The organism is Pararhodobacter sp. CCB-MM2 (genome assembly GCF_001691415.1).
Classification (GTDB): Bacteria; Pseudomonadota; Alphaproteobacteria; order Rhodobacterales; family Rhodobacteraceae; genus Pararhodobacter.
In genome coordinates, this window is record NZ_LRRR01000002.1 from 200,558 (window position 1) to 217,534 (window position 16,977).

Here is a 16,977-nt window from a genome sequence, read left to right on the forward strand (position 1 = left end):
AAAACCAAGACACTGGATGCAACACCGTCCTTTGGAGACAGGGAGCCAAACGTGGAAACGGACATCACAACCCTGGCGGAAACGGTCGCGCAGCTGCAGGCCAGTGCCGCTTCGACCAATGCCATCTTCGCCGAAACCTATTACTTCCTCTCGATCCCGCTCATGGTGCTGATCCATGCCGGGTTCCTGGCCTACGAGATGGGCGCCTCGCGTTCCAAGAACGCGCTGGCCTCGGGCATCAAGAACATCCTCGCCTTCGCGATGATCGTGCCGTTCTTCTATTTCGTCGGCTGGTGGGTCTATTGGGCCTTCCCGACGGGTCTGACCGGCTCGGAAGGGCCGATGGGCATCTCGGGCTTTGGCTATGCCAACGAGATCGCCGCGCCATGGTCCGCCTTCATGGGGCCGAACCTCGATGACAAATCCTCGGGCGTGTTCTTCGGCGCTTTCGTGCTGTTCGCCGCCACCACCGCGTCGATCCTGTCGGGCGCGCTGATCGAGCGGATCCGGCTGACGGGCTTCGTCGTGTTGGCCATCGTTCTGGGCGCCTTCATCTGGATCCTCGCCGCCGCCTGGGGCTGGCATTCGGACGGCTGGCTGGTCACCGAATGGGGCTATCACGATTTCGGCGCGGCAGGGGTCGTGCACATGATCGCGGGCTTCTTCACGCTGGGTGTTCTGCTGAACCTCGGGCCGCGACTGGGCAAGTTCAACGCGGATGGCTCGGCCAACCAGATCGCCGGGCATTCGATGCCGATGACGCTGATCGGCCTGATGCTGATCATCGCCGGTTTCTGGGGCTTCCTGATGGCCTGCATCATCGTTCCCGGCGAGGCCTGGAGCTGGTCGACGACGATGAGCGCCACGATCTACGGCACGCCGATGACCCTGTCGGGCATGACCTTCAACACCATCATGGGCTTTGCCGGCGGCATCATCGGCGCATGGATGATCACCCGCGATCCCTTCTGGATGATGTCGGGCGCGCTTGGCGGGATCATCTCCTGCGCGGCGGGTCTGGACCTGTGGTATCCGCCCATGGCCTTCGCGATCGGCTTCATCGGCGCCAGCTCGATGCCCTTCGTGGCCTCGTTCCTGGAGCGCCGGGGCATTGACGACGCCGTCGGCGCCTTCGCGGTGCACGGGTTCCTCGGGATGTGGGGTCTGCTGGCCGTCGGCATCGCCGCGCAGGGCTATCCGGCTCTGGCAGGCGAGGACGTGGTCGCCACCAGCTTCATCGGCCAGTTGGTCGGCGCGGTGGTGATGGGGCTTCTGGGCTTCGTCCCCGGCTATGTCGTGTCGCTGATCCTGAAGGTGACGGGCCAGCTGCGCGTTCCGGAAGAGGCCGAGATCCTGGGCCTCGATGCGGTGAAAGTGCCCTCGCAGGCCTATCCCGAAGCGATCAACCCCTCGGTCAGCCCGGCCGAATGAGCCCACCCGGCCCGGCGGCCCTCGCCGCCGGTGCCATCACGCAACACGACCCCTCACAACGGAAAGGACGACACTATGGAAGCGCCTTTTGAAGCCACCACCTGGGACGGGATCACCGGGGCGATTTTCACCGGCTACGGCAGTGTCGAAGGCTTCTGGCTGGCCCTGTGCCTCGCCTTCGTCGTCGCCGCCATCATCCTTGGCTGGAGGCACGAGAAACACGCCTACGAGGCAGCCAAGTCCAAGCACTGAACCGCCACCATCGCGGCCCGGGGGCGCGTGTCAGAAATGACACGCGCCTTCACGCATCCAGTTCCATCGCGCGCGCAGCCGTGGTTGATGTAACCCCGACGGCAGGGAACCGGAGGCCGGCAGGGAGCGGATCGCGAGGATGGGGCGAAGGGATCTCATTGCGCGCAGCGTCGTGGGCGCGGCGCTTGTGCTGTGCCTTGGCGCCTTGGCAGCGCCCGCGCGCGGCGATGTCCTGCGCATCCTGACCTCTCTGCCCCCGGCGACGACCGAACCCCTGGTCGAGGCCTTCCGCGCCGAGCATCCGCAGACCGAGGTGCTGGTCCTCAACAAGAACACCATCGCCGCCGTCGAGGAATTGATGCGCGGCAATGCGCGGGCCTTTGACATCTTCTGGGCCTCCTCGCCCGAGGCCTTCGAGATCCTTGATCGCGACGGACGTTTCGCCGGGGGAGGGGCCTGCACGGCGGCGGGCGAGGCGGGCTATGCGCCCTTCGCCATCTCCTCGATCGGGTGGACAAGCCGGCGCGATTCCACGCTTTCAGTGCCGCAGCAATGGGACGACCTGCTGGCCACGACCTATGAAGGGCAGATCGGCATGGCGCCTCCGTCGCGGTCGGGCACCTCGCATATGCTGGTCGAGCGTTTCTTGCAGGTGCGCGGCTGGAACGACGGCTGGGGCTTTCTGCTGGGACTGGCGCGCAACCTCTCGACCGTCACGTCGCGCAGCTTTGCGGTCACGGATGGCGTGCGCAGCGGGCGGTTCGGGCTGGGGCTGACCATCGACTTCCTTGCCGGCTCGTCGCAGCCCGAGTTGGTGTTCCACTACGGCACCCCGGCGGTGCTGTTCCCGGCACAGATCGGCGTGCTGTCCGGCGCGGGAGCACCCGATCGGGGCTGCGCCTTCCTGACGCTGGTCACGGGCGACGCGGGGCAGCGGCTGCTCTTGGAGCCAGGCATCGGGCGCATCCCGGCCTCGGCCCCAATCCGCGACGAAGCCGGAGACCTGATCCCGGCCGAGATCACCACCGCCCTGCGCTCGCGCTGGCTGCACTACAATGCCGGGCTGGCCTCGGACCGGTTCTGGGCCGTCAACGTGCTGTTCGATCTCGCCATCACCAATCGGTTGGATGAACGGCGGGCGCTCTGGGCGCGGCTGGATGCCTTGCGGGGCCGGGCGGGCGAGCATGATCTCGAACTGGTGGCGCGACAGCTGCTGCGCCTGCCGGTCAGCGAAAGCGAGGTGCTGAACCTTGACCGCAGTCCCGCCGTCAGCCGCGTCATGGAGCTGACCGACCTGCCCGTGGCGCAGCGCGCGCTGATCCGCAATTGGGAGGACCGCATCATTGGCCAGTTGGCGGCGATCGACGGGGCCTTGGCCGCGATGGAGGAACGTCAGCCATGAAGAGCGTGCTGAAGCCCCGGCGCAGCGTCTGGCGGCGCCTTCTGTTGCTGGTCGGCGTGATCGTGCTGCTGCTCTGGGCAAACCTCGCCGTGGCGATCTTTCTGTTGTGGGAGGCACAGCGCAATTACCGGGGCATGGTCGATAACGAAGTGCCAAGACTGGTGCTGGTGGGCGAGCTGTCGCGGCATTCGGCGGACCTCGCCACGCTGGCGACCTCGGTCCTGTCGGGGCAGACCGGCGAGGACGCCTTCGTGGCCGAGACCCGCACCATCGGCGCAGCCATCCGTGACAGCCTGGGCGCCGGGCGCGCCGTCGGGGCTGAGGCCGTTGATCCCATCGCCGACGGCGCGTTGGGCCGCAGCCTGCGCGAAGCGGTGGCCGCGGCCGAGGCACAGCTGGACCTTTCGGGGCAGATCAACGCGCAGATCGAGGCCCTGCGCTGGCTTAACGTCGACATTCAGGACGAGGTCGAGCCGGTGCTGCGCGATTTCGACTACAACATCGCCTCGCGCATGTTGGAACTCTGGCAATCCGACGATGCCGCCGAACGCGCGACGCTGGCCACGATCATCGGGGACGAGCGTGCGCGACGCGACATCTTCGCCGAGATCGGTTCGGACGCCGCGACGGCGATGACTCTGGTGGTGCAGGTCGCGGTCGCCGACGATGCGGAGCGCATCTCGCAACTGGCGACCCTTTTGCACGATTTCCGCGCCCGGCTGAACGAGCGGTTGCTGGCCCTTCCCGATGCGCCGGAATTGGTCACGTTGCGGCAATCCATCGACCGGCTGTTCGTGCTGTTTGATGGCGAGGGGTCGCTGCTCGACCATCGTTTGCGCTGGATCGCGGCGCGGGACGATGCCTATGCCGCGATCACCGCCACGCTGGACGAGATCGACGCGCTGCAGGCACGGTTGGGCGATTTGTCCAACACCGAACGCGAGGCGGTGCTGACCCGGATCGAGGCCTCGGCCCACCGGATCACCACGACGACGATCTGGCTGGTCGCGGTGACGGCGCTGGTGGTGGGGCTGGGCGCGCTGGGGGTCGACAGGCTGATCCGCACGCGGATCGTGGTGCCGCTGCGCTCGCTCACCGATCGGCTGATGGCCACCGCCGAGGCCCAGGCCGGCCCGCAGGACGGGGACGATCTGGAGCGGCTGTCCTTCGCGGTCGGAGAATTCCAGCGCGCGATTCAGGCGCGCGACACCGCCATCGAGGATCTGCGCCGCACACAGGATGAACTGGTTCAGGCCGGCAAGATGGCGGCGCTGGGGGCGCTGTCGGCGGGGATCAGCCACGAGATCAACCAGCCGCTCGGTGCGATGAGCTACCGGATGAGCCTGTTGTCCGATGCGGCGCGCACCGGCGATCTGGCCGAAGTCACGCGGCAGGCGGATCTGGTAACGGCCCTTTCCGAGCGAATCCAGCGCATCGTCCAGCATCTGCGCCGCTTCGCCCGCCGTGGCCGGTTCGAGCGCGCGACTTTGCAACTGGACGAGGTGGTCGGCCATGCGGTGGCTCTGCTGGAGCCGCGCCTGCGCGAGGCGGGGATCGTGCTGGAGACCGATCTCTCCCTGCCCGGGGCACGGGTCACGGGCGACCCGATCCTAACCGAGCAGGTCGTGCTGAACATCCTGACCAATGCCATCGACGCGGTGGTCGATCTTGGCCCCGACGTCCCCTCTGCTCGTCGCCGGATCGAAGTCTCGGCGCAGGACGAGGGGGCGTTCTGGGATCTCGTCGTGCGCGATACCGGCATCGGGTTGGGCGATCTGGACCCCGAGGCGGCGCTGATGCCCTTCGTCTCGACCAAGCAGGCCGGACGCGGCATGGGGTTGGGCCTGTCGATTTCCTACAACATCGCGCGGGACATGGGGGGCGATCTGTCTCTGGCGCCGCGAGAGGGGGTTCCAGGGGCCGAGGCGCGCCTGCGCCTGCCCCGACAGAAGGACGGAGAGAGCCATGCCTAAGCAGGTCTATGTCGTTGATGACGATGCCGACTTCCTCGCCGCGATGCTGGAGATGCTGATCAAGGCTGGCTTCGACGCGCAGGGGTTCGACGGCGGAAAGGCGCTGCTCAACAGCCTCGACCCTGAATTCGAGGGGATCGTGCTGTCCGATCTGCGCATGCCCGGGATGAGCGGTCAGGAGTTGCTGACGGAGATCCGCAAAGCCGCGCCCGCCGTGCCGGTGATCCTGATCACTGGCCATGGCGATATCCCGGCAGCCGTGGCGGCGACACGCGGCGGAGCCTTCGACTTCCTGGAAAAACCCACCCCGCCCGAGGTTCTGACGGCGACCGTGAAACGCGCGCTGGATGCGCGGGCGCTGGTGCTGGAGAACCGTCGCCTGCGCGCCCGGATCGCGCGTGGCACCGATATCCGTGCGCGCATCCTTGGCCGGTCCGAGCCGGTGAAGGCGCTGCGCCGCGAGGTGGTGGCGGTGGCCGATACCGCGATTGACGTGTTGCTGGTCGGCGAACCCGGAACCGAGCGCGAGAGCATTGCCCGCGTCATCCATGATTTCGCCGGGACCAAGGGCGATTTCGTGACGATCAGCGGCGCTGCTCTCACCGAAGCGAACTTCGAGGACACGATGCATGGTGGCGGCGATCGGGCCGGGGTGCTGGCGCTGGCCGCCGAGGGGACGTTGTTCATCGACCGATTGGCCTCGATCCGGGAGCCGCTGCAATCGCGCCTGCTGACGCTGCTGACCGGCCGTTCAGGCGTCGGGCGTTGCCGGATCATCGCCTCCGCCAGCCCGGGCGAAGCGGCAGAGGATCTGCGCGACATTCTCCTGCGGCTGAATCTGGCCGAGATCGCGGTGCCGCCGCTGCGCGAGCGGGACGAGGACTTCTACTTCCTGTTCGAGCATTTCGTCCGGGATTCGGTCGCGCGGCATAACCGGCCCTTCCCCGTGGTGCCGGCCACCGATCTGCGCCAGCTGCGAGCGCATGACTGGCCGGGGAACCTGCGCGAGTTGAAAAGCGTGGTCGAGCGCATGGTGATCGGTCTCAGCGTCTCGCTGCGCGACCGGCCGCCCCCGCCCGACGAGGCGCAGGATTACGACACCGCGATGCGCCTGTTCGAGACGGAGCTTTTGCTGAATGCCCTGCGCCGCGCGGGCGGGCGGAAGGCCGAAGCCGCCGAATCCCTAGGCATCCCGCGCAAGCGCCTGTACCTGCGGATGAAGGCCTGCGGATTGTGAATGCGGGTCAGAAGTGACCCGTTCCGCGTGTCACTTCTGACCCAATCAGGCGGATATTTGCCAGTAATTTTAATAGTTTGCGCAAAATTTCGTCATGTCCTACCGATGCTGACCGCCACGTGCGTCGCAAATGGGAGGAGACCATGCGCAACACCTTGAAGGGAACGGCCGCCGCGCTCGTTCTTGCATCTACCTCGACCGCTGCCTGGGCCGAAGGCTCGGTGGTTGTCGTGACGTCGTTCCCCGACGACATGACCTCGGTCATCGAAGCCGCTTTCGAAGCCGCCCACCCGGAATACGACCTCGAGATCCTGAACCGCAGCACCTCGTCGGGCGTGCGCTATATTCAGGAGATCGCCAGCAACAACACCGCCGACGTGTTCTGGGCCTCGGCCCCGGATGCCTTCGAGGTGCTGAAGTCCAATCACCTGCTGGCCCATGCCGGCATCTCGACCGAAGGCATCCCGGACATGATCGGGGCCTATCCGGTGAATGATCCGGACGGCTTCTATTACGGTTTCGCCGCGTCCGGCTACGGGATCATGTGGAACACCCGCTACATGGACGCGAACGGGCTGGAGCCGGCTCGCGAATGGTCCGATCTGGCGCGGCCCGAATACTTCGGCCATGTCGGCATGTCCGCGCCGTCGCGCTCGGGCACCACGCACCTGACCGTCGAGACCGTGCTGCAAGGCGAAGGCTGGGAACAGGGCTGGGCCGAGTGGAAATGGATCGCCGGCAACTTTGCCAGCGTGACCGAGCGCTCGTTCGGCGTGCCGGACGGGGTGAACACCGGCAACTTCGGGCTGGGGATCGTCATCGACTTCTTCGGCTTCTCGTCGCGCGCCTCGGGCTTCCCGGTCGATTTTGCCTATCCGACGGTGACCGCGCTGGTGCCGGCCAATGTCGGTGTCGTCGAGAACGCGCCGAACCCGGACGGGGCCCGTGCCTTCGTCGAATTCCTGCTCTCGCCCGCCGGTCAGGAAACCTTGTTCGACCCGGCGATCATGCGTCTGCCGGTGAACCCCGCCGCCTACGAGGCCGCGCCGGAAGGCCTGCCGAACCCGTTCGAGGACACCTCGATCGGCGCGGAAGTCCTGTTCGACGTCGATACCTCGGGCGCGCGGTATTACGTGGTCAGCTCGCTGTTTGACGTGATGATCACCTATCGCCTCGATGATCTGCGGGCCGCCGTGCGCGCCGTGCAGATGGCCGAGGAGCGTCACGCCGATGGCGCGAACGCCGAAGCGGCCGCGCTGATCGCCGAGGCCCGTGCGCTGATCGAAGCGATGCCGATCACCGAAGAGCAAAGCCTCGATCCGGCGTTCAGCGGCGCCTTCACGGCGACCCGCCGTGCCGCCAGCGATCAGGTGGAGCAGCGTCAGGCCGAGCTGGAACAGCAATGGGACGCCTTCGTCGTGCAGAACTACGCCCGCGCTCGTGAGCTGGCCGAACAGGCCGCGGCGATGTAAGCGCCCGGGGTTCGCGGGACGCTCCATCGTCCCGCGACAGGCAAGGCGGTCGCCCCTCGATGGCCGCCTTGCCCCACCATGATCCCGGCGGCCGGACACGGCGCGGGACATGGCCCTTTTCCCGACCTTCCGACCATCAAGGACAGGGCGCGCCCTGCCGGGCGCGGCTTTGCCTGCCGCCTTGACCCAACCGGAGCAGACCATGACCAAAGGTCCCCATCCCGCATCGTTCGCGGACCGGCTTCCCGCCTTCCTGTTTCCGCGGCTCAGCCCGATCGCGATGGTCGGCCTGTTCATCGCCCTCATCCTGTTCGGCTTCCTGATCTTCCCGGTTCTTCAGGTGATCACCGTCGCCTTTCAGGACCCGGCGAGCGGCGCGCTGACGCTGAACAATTTCGGCGATTTCTTCGGCTCGGCGCTGTTCCGGCAGAGCTTTTTCAACTCGTTCTACGTCTCGGCCATTTCGGTGGTCGTGGCGACCGTGATCGCCCTGCCGCTGGCCTATATCACCACGCGGTTCAACTTCTCGGGCTCGATCCTGATCCAGAGCCTTGGCTTCATTCCGCTGATCATGCCGCCATTCGTGGGCGCCGTGGCGATGCAGCTGATCTTTGGCCGGAACGGGACGATCAACCTGCTACTGCGCGAGCATTTCGGGTTCACCCTGCCCTTCATGGAGGGGCTGAACGGCGTGATCCTGGTTCAGTCGATCCACTATTTCCCGTTCATCCTGATCAACCTCTCGGCCAGCCTGCGCAACATCGACCGCTCGATGGAGGAAGCCGCGCAGAACCTCGGCGCGCATGGGTTGCGTCTGTTCCGCCGCATCGTCTTTCCGCTGGCGACGCCCGGCTATATCGCCGGGGCCGCGCTGGTGTTCATCAAGGTGTTCGACGACCTCGGCACGCCGCTTTTGCTGAACGTCAACAACATGCTGGCGCCGCAGGCCTTCCTGCGCATCACCTCGGTCGGCCTGAACGATCCGATGGGATACGTGATCTCGGTGATCCTTGTGGCCTTCTCGATCCTGTCGCTCTGGGCCTCGTTCCTGGTGATGCGCGGCAAGGATTACGCCACGGTGCAGAAGGGCGGCGGCGGCTTGGCCAAGCGTGACCTCGCGCTGCGCGAAAAGATCCTCGCCTATGGCGTGGTGATCTTCATCCTGCTGATCGTGCTGTCGCCGCATATCGGCCTGCTGCTTTTGTCCTTCGGCACGATCTGGTCCTTCGCCCCGCTGCCGGACGCCTACACCTTCGACAACTACATCCGCATGTGGGAGGGCTCGCAGCAATATGTGATGAACACGCTGCTCTATGCGGGTCTTGCAGCGACGCTGGACGTGATCCTCGGCACCGCCATTGCCTATATCGTCCTGCGCACCGGCATCGCGGGCCGCAAATGGCTGGATTACATGGCGACCGCGGCGCTGGCCGTGCCGGGCGTGGTGCTGGGCATCGGCTATCTGCGGACCTTCCAGGATGTGGATGTGCCCTTCGTCGGCAAGCCGTTGGCCAGCTGGTGGGTGATCATCGCCATTGCCCTGATGATCCGTCGGCTGCCCTATGCGCTGCGGGCCTGCATGGCCGCGCTGCAACAGGTCAGCCTCGCGCTGGAGGAAGCGGCCGAGAGCCTCGGCGCCAGCAAGTTCCGCACGATCCGCCGGGTTGTCGTCCCGCTGATGACGGGCGGAATTCTCGCCGGCTTCGTCACCAGCTTCGCCACCGCCGCTGTCGAGCTGTCGGCGACGATCATGCTGGTCTCGGCCGAACGCGACAGCCCGCTGGCCTATGGCATCTACCTGTTCATGCAGACGCCCTCGGGACGCGGGGCAGGGGCCGCGCTGGGGGTTCTGGCGGTGGTCATCGTCGCCCTCGGGACCGTGCTGTCGCAGATTATCATCGAACGGGACAAGAAACTTCGCACCGCAGGTCGCGACTGACCGCGTGACAGGGAGAACCACATGACACTTGAACAGAAAGCCGCCGACATGGCCGGCATCGAGATCCGCGACCTGCACCTGTCCTTCGGCGACACCAAGGTGCTGACCGGCATCAACCTGTCGATCCGACCGGGCGAGTTCTTCGCCTTCCTCGGCCCGTCGGGCTCGGGCAAGTCGACGCTGCTGCGCGCCATCGCGGGTTTCGGCCCGCAGCCCAAGGGCGAGATCCTGATCGGCGGTCGCGAGGTGGCGACACTGCCGCCCTGGAAGCGCGATGTCGGCATGGTGTTCCAGTCCTATGCGCTGTGGCCGCATATGTCGGTGCGCGAGAACGTCGCTTTCGGCCTGCAAGAGCGCAAGGTGCCTGCCAAGGAGATCCGCAGCCGGGTCGACGAGGCACTGGCGCTGGTTGGTCTGTCCCATCTGGCCGACCGCATGCCGAACCAGCTCTCGGGCGGGCAGCAGCAGCGGATTGCCTTGGCACGGACCGTGGTGATCCAGCCGAAAGTGCTGCTGCTGGACGAGCCTTTGTCGAACCTTGATGCCTCGCTGCGCGTGCAGATGCGGCGCGAATTGCTGGCCCTGCAGCGCAAGCTGGGACTGACGACGATCTTCGTGACCCATGATCAGGAAGAGGCCAACACCACTGCCGACCGCATGGCGGTCCTGGATGGCGGCGTGATCCAGCAGATCGGCAGCCCGCAAGAGCTGTACGACCGTCCGGTGAACCTGTTCGTGGCGCGCTTCCTCGGCACTGCGAACATCCTCGAAGGGCAGGTCGAGATTGGCAGCGACGGCGCGCTGTTCCGCACGGCGACCGGTGATGTGCTTCACCTTCCGGCCGAAGGCACGGCGGGGCCGTCGAACATCGTGCTCAGGCCGCAGAACATCCGTATCGAGCAGGTCAGCGCGCCCGACACGCTTCAGGGCGAGATCTTGCACCGCGAGTTCCTTGGCAGCCAGGTGCGGTACCTCGTCCGTGCAGCAGGGACCGAGATCGTCGTCGATCAAAGCCATCGCGCCGGCGAGGTCTGGCTGGATCCGGGCACCGGCGTCCATCTGGCCGCGAATACCCGGGATGCCGTTCTGATCCCGCGGGGGGCCTGATCCCATGACGCAGGCTCCGACGCTGTTTCTGCTGCGCCATGGCGAGACGGAATGGAACCATAGCGGCCGCATTCAGGGCAGTCTGGATTCGCCGCTGACCGCGAAGGGTCGGCAGCAGGCGCTGGCGATGCGCACGATCCTGGATCGGCTCGGCGAGGAGGTGGCGTCGCTGCCGGTCTTTGTCAGCCCGCTTGAGCGTGTGCGCGTCACGGCCAGCCTCGCCGTCCCGAACCGGCCGCACCAGATCGAGCCGCGGCTGAGCGAGATCGCCTGCGGTGATTGGGAAGGCCTCACCCCCGTCGAGCGCCAGGCCGGTTGGCCTGACCTTGCCGCGCGCTGTCACAGTGATCTGGACCTTTATGACCTTGCGCCGGGGGGCGAGGGGCTGGCCGGCGTTCAGCGCCGGGTTGAGGATTTTCTGGCCGGTCTTGAGGGGCCGACGATCATCGTGGCCCACAAGGTCGTCCTGATCGTCATGCGAGGCTTGTTGCAGGGCCTGACACCCGCGGAATGGCATCGGCTTGAGGCCCCGCAAGGGGTCGTGATCCGTGTTGCCGATGGGGTGGAGCACGTGCTGAGCTGAGGCGCGATACATTCCACAGGACCCCGGCCTCGTGTCGGGGTTTTTTCATGGGATTGCCCGCCTCAACCCGCGTCGCGGGAGCCGGGAATCGGCGCAAGTGGCCTGATGATTCTGCAGGATTTGGCCAGTTGTCGGCCGGAAGTGGTTCTTTCCTGAGGGGAAGAAAATTCTACTGGATGCCATCATCGCGATGATTTTGCAGAAAAATATCACTGCCAAGAAACTTCTTTGAAAAGGGCCAATTCTCGGACATTCTTTTCCAGTGCCCAGGATGACCGCAACCGGTCTGAATTGGTACTCAGCCCGATCGGTGGCAGGCGCCTCTCGACGTTTGTCCTTAAGCCGCTCTCAAAGCCGCAAAGAAAAGCTGGCGGGCTCTTGCAGGGACAGAAGAGGGAGGAACTGATGTCCGGCGAAGCAACCGCGTTCTACGCGGAACAAGTCACCTTGAACTCACTGGTGCAAAACGTGCTCTACGCGTCCGGCACGGTCGGAGCATTGCTGGTCGTTGTCGGCCTGCTGCTGATCGATGCCGGTACCGCGCGGCGGCGCAGCCTGTTCAATTCGACCATCGAGAAGACCCTGGGTTTCTTCCTGGGCTTCGCGACCTATTACATGATCGGCTTCGGCTTCTGGGCCGCGCAATACTACATCATGGTCGACGGCACGTTGATGGATTCCATTCGGGATTGGTGGCTGGGAGGCACCTTGACCAACGCGATGGCCCAGCATGTCGACCCGGCGGTCTTTCCGGGCCTGAACACGTTCCAGATCTTCGTCTTCTTCCTGGCGGTGTTCGCCGGGATCATCAACATCCTGCTGCATTTCTCGGTCTCCGAGCGGATGAAGCCGTCGGCCTATTACGTCACCTGCATCGTGGCGACGCTGGGCTCGTCGGTGTTGAGCTGGGTGACCTGGGGCTCGGTCGGTCCGCTGACCAACCTTGGCTTTCATGACTTCTTCGGCGTGGGCTTCGTCTACATGTACCCGGCCGGGATCGCGCTGATCCTGAATGCGCAGATGGGCAAACGCCCCGGCATGATGGAGCCGCACCCCGAAGTCAGCGCCTATCTGGCGCCCAGCATCGGCTTGTGCGCGCCGGGGCTGCTGATCATCTTTGCCGGCCTGCCCATGGTCATCATGTCCTGCTTGTTCTTCTTCGATCCCGAAGCCCATGCCGTCAGCGTGACCATGGCCGATACCAGCATCGGCATCGCCTTGGGGAACTATGCCCTCGTCTGGGCGGGGGGCGCGATCACCGGCCTGCTGTTGGCCTATCGCTCGGGCAATTATGCCTACACCCTGCTGGGACCGCTCGCCGGCTATGTGGCGGGCGCCTCGGGCTTCGACGTCTGGCTGCCTTGGCAGGCCTTCCTGATCGGCCTCGCGGCGCCGTTCGTGTCCTATGCGGTCTACGAATTCACGCTCAAGCGGGGCATCGACGAGCACAAGCTGTTCCCGCTGTTCCTGGGAAGCGGCGTCTTCGGCATGATCCTGCTGGGCCTCTTCAAGGCCGGTACGCCGCGCGGTGGCTATCTCGGGATCGAGGAAGGCACCTACGCTTTCCAGCATGGTGAGATCTCGTTGTTGATGCAGCTGGCGGGGATCGTTTTGTGCATCGGCGCCGGGGTCGTTACGGGTCTGGTGCTGTCGGTGGTCCTGCGGGCGACGACCGGGCTGAAGGTCTCGGATGCCGACCAGATCAAGGGGCTCGATATCGTGCGCTGGGGGCTGGAGCCCGATGTGGTGACCCACGCCGACACCCCGCGTCGTGCCTGACGGCCACAGAAAGCAGAGGGTTCCGGCCTGGTGCCGGGGCCCTCATTATTCGTCGGGTCGTGCTTGTGGCTCACCGGACCCCTGCTTATGCTTCAGGCATGCCTTGGTCCTGTACCGTTTCGAAGTAGAGCCATCATGACCTCACTGCCCACCGCGGAGCTGCCTATCGGCCAAACCGTCGGCGAGACCGTCCGCATCGTGATCGACACGCTTTATGCGCGGATCCGGTCGGGCGAATATCCCCCGGATTCCCGCCTGCCCTCGGAACGGGCGCTGGCGGCCGAGTTGGGGGTGTCGCGCAATACCGTGCGCGAGGCGCTGGACGTGTTGGAAACGCGCAAGCTGATCCGCCGCCGTCAGGGGAGCGGCAGTTTCGTGATCTACCAATCGGCGCGGCCTGAAACTCCGTCTCCCGATTCCATCGGTGAAAGGACCAGTCCGCTGGACCACCTGATCGTGCGTTCCATCATCGAGCCCGAGATGACGCGGCTGGCGGTGATGAACATGACCCCGCGCGAAGTGGATGCGCTGGCGCAGACCGTCGCCCGGATCGAAGCGGTGCGGACGGATTTGAACGAATTCATCCGCAGCGAGGAGGAGTTCTATCGCCGGATCGCGCAGGCGACGCGCAATCCGCTGCTGGAATCCTGCTATGAGCTGACGATCGAGGTCTGCCGCCAGTCCTTCCGCACCGCGCTGATGCGCAAGCACCTGACGCCGGACCGGATTCAGGAATACCAGACGCGCTTCAACTCGCTGTTCAACGCCATTGCCACCCGCGATGTCGAAGCCGCGGTCGAGATCACCAAGCTGCATCTGGTCGAAGAACAGAAGCTGTTCCTGCACGACGGTTGATTGCGAAGTTTGCGCGGCTCGTCAGCTGTCCACCTGTCGTGAGGTGAGGCCGGTCTTCTGACCGGTGCTCTCCAGCCGTTGCTGCCAAAGCTGGCCGACTTCGGCGAGATGGCGTTGCAGCAGCGATTCATGCTTCTCCAGCCAGGCGGGGATCGAGCCGAATTCCGCGATCCGCGCACGACCCTCCTGAAGCGTGACCACCGGCCAGTCGCCGATCAGCGCGTTGTCGATGCCGAAGATGCTTTCGCCCCACCAGCGGGCCGAGCCGAAGGCATGGGTCGTGGTGTCCATGTGCTTCATCGTGTTCAACACCGACACCGGATTGACCGAACCTACCTTCTCCACCGCCGCGTGCCACAGGTCGAGGATCGCGACATATTCCCAGCTCACCGCGCTCCAGCTGTCGGGATAGCGGGCGTTGTATTCCTTGAAGAAGGTGCTGGGGCGGTTGAAGAAAAAGGCCTTCTTGGCCAGCTTCGGGTCGTCAAAATCCGGGAACTGGAAGATCGCACCGTCCATGAAGTCGACCGAGGTGCGCGCAACCAGTCGCTGGTAGTTGTCCAGCGTGCAGGACAGGATCTCGCCCTTGTAGCCCTGCTGGAAGGCGTATTCGGTCATCGCGTGGACCATTGGTGTGTAACTGGTACACCAGCAGACCAGATCTGGTTGCGCGTCCAGCATCGGCTGCACGATGGCCGCGACATCCGTCTCGTTCGGGTCGTATTGGATATCCTTGACGATCTCGATCCCGGCCGCCTCGAAGGCCGCGCGGTAGGTCGCGATCGAGGGCAGCCCCAGCGCATCCTTCTGACTGCACAGCGCCACCTTGCGCACGCCCGGTCGGGTGCGCGACAGCCAGTCGACGCCGGTCACGTTGTAGAGGGGGTGCACCTCGGACGGGGCGATCAGATAGCGCGTGTCGGGGGACAGGTCGCTGGGCAACAGGGTAGAGGTCAGGACCTTGTTGTCATTCAGGAATTGCCGCAACGGGGTGAAGGTGTCGCCGCCCAACATCATGAGCAGGCGCACCTGTTCGCGATGCACCAGATGGCGCGCGCCTTCCATCGCCTGCTCCGGGTCATAGCCACAATCGAAGGGCACGAGGGCAACGGGATAGCGCCGACCGCCGATCAGCATACCGCCCGCGCGGTTGAGCCAATCCTCCCACAGCCGACAGCCGTTCAGCCCCGGCAAACCCCAGGAGCTGACCGGCCCGGTCAGGGGCGCGAGAAAGCCGATCTTCACCGGCTCGTTCATGCCGACCCGATTCTGCGGAAACAGGGATGTGACCGCCATGCGGTGCGCGAAACTGGAGTTGAGCATACCAATTCGTAGCACCGGACCCTTTGAAGTCAAAAGGGAAATTATGTTCCTGGTAACGAAATAATATGCCTGCCGTGAATATTTGTTGACATTTTGGTCCGACCGCTGCGAACTTTGGTCTGGACCACAGAGAACCAATTAAAAACACCAAGGGAGCCCCTCCATGAGCAAGAAACGCGTCGCGATCATCGGGGCCGGACCGTCGGGTCTGGCACAGCTTCGCGCCTTCCAATCCGCCGCGGCCAAGGGGGAAGAGATCCCCGAGGTGGTATGCTTCGAGAAGCAGGGCAATTGGGGCGGGCTTTGGAACTACACGTGGCGCACCGGCCTTGATGAGCATGGCGAGCCCGTGCATGGCTCGATGTACCGCTACCTGTGGTCCAACGGCCCGAAAGAGGGTCTCGAATTCGCCGACTATTCCTTCGAGGAACATTTCGGCAAGCAGATTGCCTCGTACCCGCCGCGCGCCGTGCTGTTCGACTATATCGAAGGCCGGGTGAAGAAGGCGCAGGTCCGCGACTGGATCCGCTTCAACACCGTGGTGCGCTGGGTCGAATACGACAACGACACGGGTCTGTTCACCGTAACCCTGCACGACCACAACAAGGACTATGTGTATTCCGAGGAGTTCGATCATGTGATCTGCGCCTCGGGCCATTTCTCGACCCCGAACGTGCCGTATTACGAGGGGTTTGAAAGCTTCAACGGCCGCCTGCTGCACGCCCATGACTTCCGCGATGCGCGCGAATTCGCAGGCAAGGACATCCTGGTGATGGGCTCGTCCTACTCGGCCGAAGACATCGGGTCGCAATGCTGGAAATACGGCGCGAAATCGGTGACCAGCTGCTACCGCTCGGCGCCGATGGGCTTCGATTGGCCGGCCAACTGGGAAGAGAAGCCCGCCTTGGTCAAGGTCGACGGCAATGTCGCGCATTTCAAGGATGGCACGACCAAACCGATCGACGCGATCATCCTATGCACCGGCTACAAGCACTTCTTCAACTTCCTGCCGGACGATCTGCGGCTGAAGACAAAGAACCGTCTGGCCGCCGCCGATCTCTACAAGGGGGTCGCCTGGGTCCACAATCCGAAGCTGTTCTACCTCGGGATGCAGGACCAGTGGTTCACCTTCAACATGTTCGACGCACAGGCCTGGTGGGTCCGCGACGCGATCATGGGCAAGATCGCCCTGCCCACCGACAAGGCCGCGATGCTGGCCGACGTGAAGGAGCGTGAAGCGCGCGAGGAAGCCTCGGACGACACCAAATACGCGATCAAGTATCAGGCGGATTACGTCAAGGAACTGGTGGCCGAGACCGATTATCCCAGCTTCAACATCGACGGGGCCTGCGAGGCCTTCTTCGAATGGAAGAAGCACAAGATGAAGGACATCATGGGCTTCCGGAACAATTCCTACGCCTCGGTGATCACCGGCACGATGGCGCCCGTGCATCACACGCCGTGGAAGGATGCGCTGGACGACAGCATGTCAGCCTATCTGCGGAACTAAGCTGTCCCCCGGTTCCGACAGACACTGGCCGGCCCTCGGGCCGGCGTTTTTCCCGCTTGGAAGCTCTTGTTTCCACGCAAGGAATTCTGCTGCCGCTCCTTCAGGTCCGGCGGC

The 16,977-nt window shown here is 64.7% G+C and carries 13 protein-coding genes; 12 read left to right on the forward strand and 1 reads right to left on the reverse strand.

Annotated elements, in window-relative coordinates; all coding sequences use genetic code 11:
• Positions 1-51: 51 nt before the first annotated feature.
• The 11 genes from BCY78_RS03845 (at position 52) to BCY78_RS03890 (ending at position 14,030) form a co-directional block, all read left to right on the forward strand.
• On the forward strand, positions 52-1,431 hold the full coding sequence (locus tag BCY78_RS03845) for an ammonium transporter (protein ID WP_068298106.1): 1,380 nt from the start codon (positions 52-54) through the stop codon (positions 1,429-1,431).
• A gap of 75 nt (positions 1,432-1,506) precedes the next feature.
• Entirely contained in the window at positions 1,507-1,683 is a 177-nt protein-coding gene (locus tag BCY78_RS25515) for a hypothetical protein (RefSeq protein WP_158515896.1), read from the forward strand.
• A gap of 139 nt (positions 1,684-1,822) precedes the next feature.
• Positions 1,823-3,085 carry an ABC transporter substrate-binding protein gene (locus BCY78_RS03850; protein ID WP_068298109.1) on the forward strand — a complete coding sequence of 421 codons (1,263 nt, stop codon included), beginning with the start codon at positions 1,823-1,825 and terminating at the stop codon, positions 3,083-3,085.
• Positions 3,082-5,058 carry a sensor histidine kinase gene (locus BCY78_RS03855; protein ID WP_068298114.1) on the forward strand — a complete coding sequence of 659 codons (1,977 nt, stop codon included), beginning with the start codon at positions 3,082-3,084 and terminating at the stop codon, positions 5,056-5,058. Before BCY78_RS03850 ends, BCY78_RS03855 begins: the two co-directional genes overlap by 4 nt.
• Positions 5,051-6,295 carry a sigma-54 dependent transcriptional regulator gene (locus BCY78_RS03860; RefSeq protein ID WP_068298118.1) on the forward strand — a complete coding sequence of 415 codons (1,245 nt, stop codon included), beginning with the start codon at positions 5,051-5,053 and terminating at the stop codon, positions 6,293-6,295. The genes BCY78_RS03855 and BCY78_RS03860 overlap by 8 nt, the downstream gene beginning before the upstream one ends.
• Positions 6,296-6,438: 143 nt before the next feature.
• Positions 6,439-7,767, forward strand: a complete 1,329-nt coding sequence (locus BCY78_RS03865) for an ABC transporter substrate-binding protein (protein WP_068298121.1) — start codon at positions 6,439-6,441, stop codon at positions 7,765-7,767.
• Between the two features lie 202 nt (positions 7,768-7,969).
• Complete coding sequence (locus BCY78_RS03870) at positions 7,970-9,706, forward strand: iron ABC transporter permease (RefSeq protein ID WP_068298124.1); 1,737 nt, start codon at positions 7,970-7,972, stop codon at positions 9,704-9,706.
• A 21-nt stretch (positions 9,707-9,727) separates the two neighbouring features.
• The gene (locus tag BCY78_RS03875; protein ID WP_083194803.1) at positions 9,728-10,813 is read left to right on the forward strand and encodes an ABC transporter ATP-binding protein; all 1,086 of its coding nucleotides are present in this window, start codon (positions 9,728-9,730) and stop codon (positions 10,811-10,813) included.
• A gap of 4 nt (positions 10,814-10,817) precedes the next feature.
• On the forward strand, positions 10,818-11,396 hold the full coding sequence (locus BCY78_RS03880) for a histidine phosphatase family protein (protein ID WP_068298126.1): 579 nt from the start codon (positions 10,818-10,820) through the stop codon (positions 11,394-11,396).
• Between the two features lie 405 nt (positions 11,397-11,801).
• The gene (locus BCY78_RS03885; RefSeq protein WP_068298129.1) at positions 11,802-13,175 is read left to right on the forward strand and encodes an ammonium transporter; all 1,374 of its coding nucleotides are present in this window, start codon (positions 11,802-11,804) and stop codon (positions 13,173-13,175) included.
• A gap of 135 nt (positions 13,176-13,310) precedes the next feature.
• On the forward strand, positions 13,311-14,030 hold the full coding sequence (locus BCY78_RS03890) for a FadR/GntR family transcriptional regulator (RefSeq protein WP_068298132.1): 720 nt from the start codon (positions 13,311-13,313) through the stop codon (positions 14,028-14,030).
• 21 nt (positions 14,031-14,051) lie between these two features.
• On the opposite strand, the gene BCY78_RS03895 is transcribed toward BCY78_RS03890, so the two are convergent.
• On the reverse strand, positions 14,052-15,353 hold the full coding sequence (locus tag BCY78_RS03895) for an ABC transporter substrate-binding protein (RefSeq protein WP_068298135.1): 1,302 nt from the start codon (positions 15,351-15,353) through the stop codon (positions 14,052-14,054).
• A gap of 163 nt (positions 15,354-15,516) precedes the next feature.
• On the opposite strand from BCY78_RS03895, the gene BCY78_RS03900 reads away from it, so the two are divergent.
• Positions 15,517-16,863 (forward strand): NAD(P)-binding domain-containing protein, encoded by a 1,347-nt coding sequence (locus tag BCY78_RS03900; RefSeq protein WP_068298138.1) that lies wholly within the window; start codon positions 15,517-15,519, stop codon positions 16,861-16,863.
• Positions 16,864-16,977 lie beyond the last annotated feature (114 nt).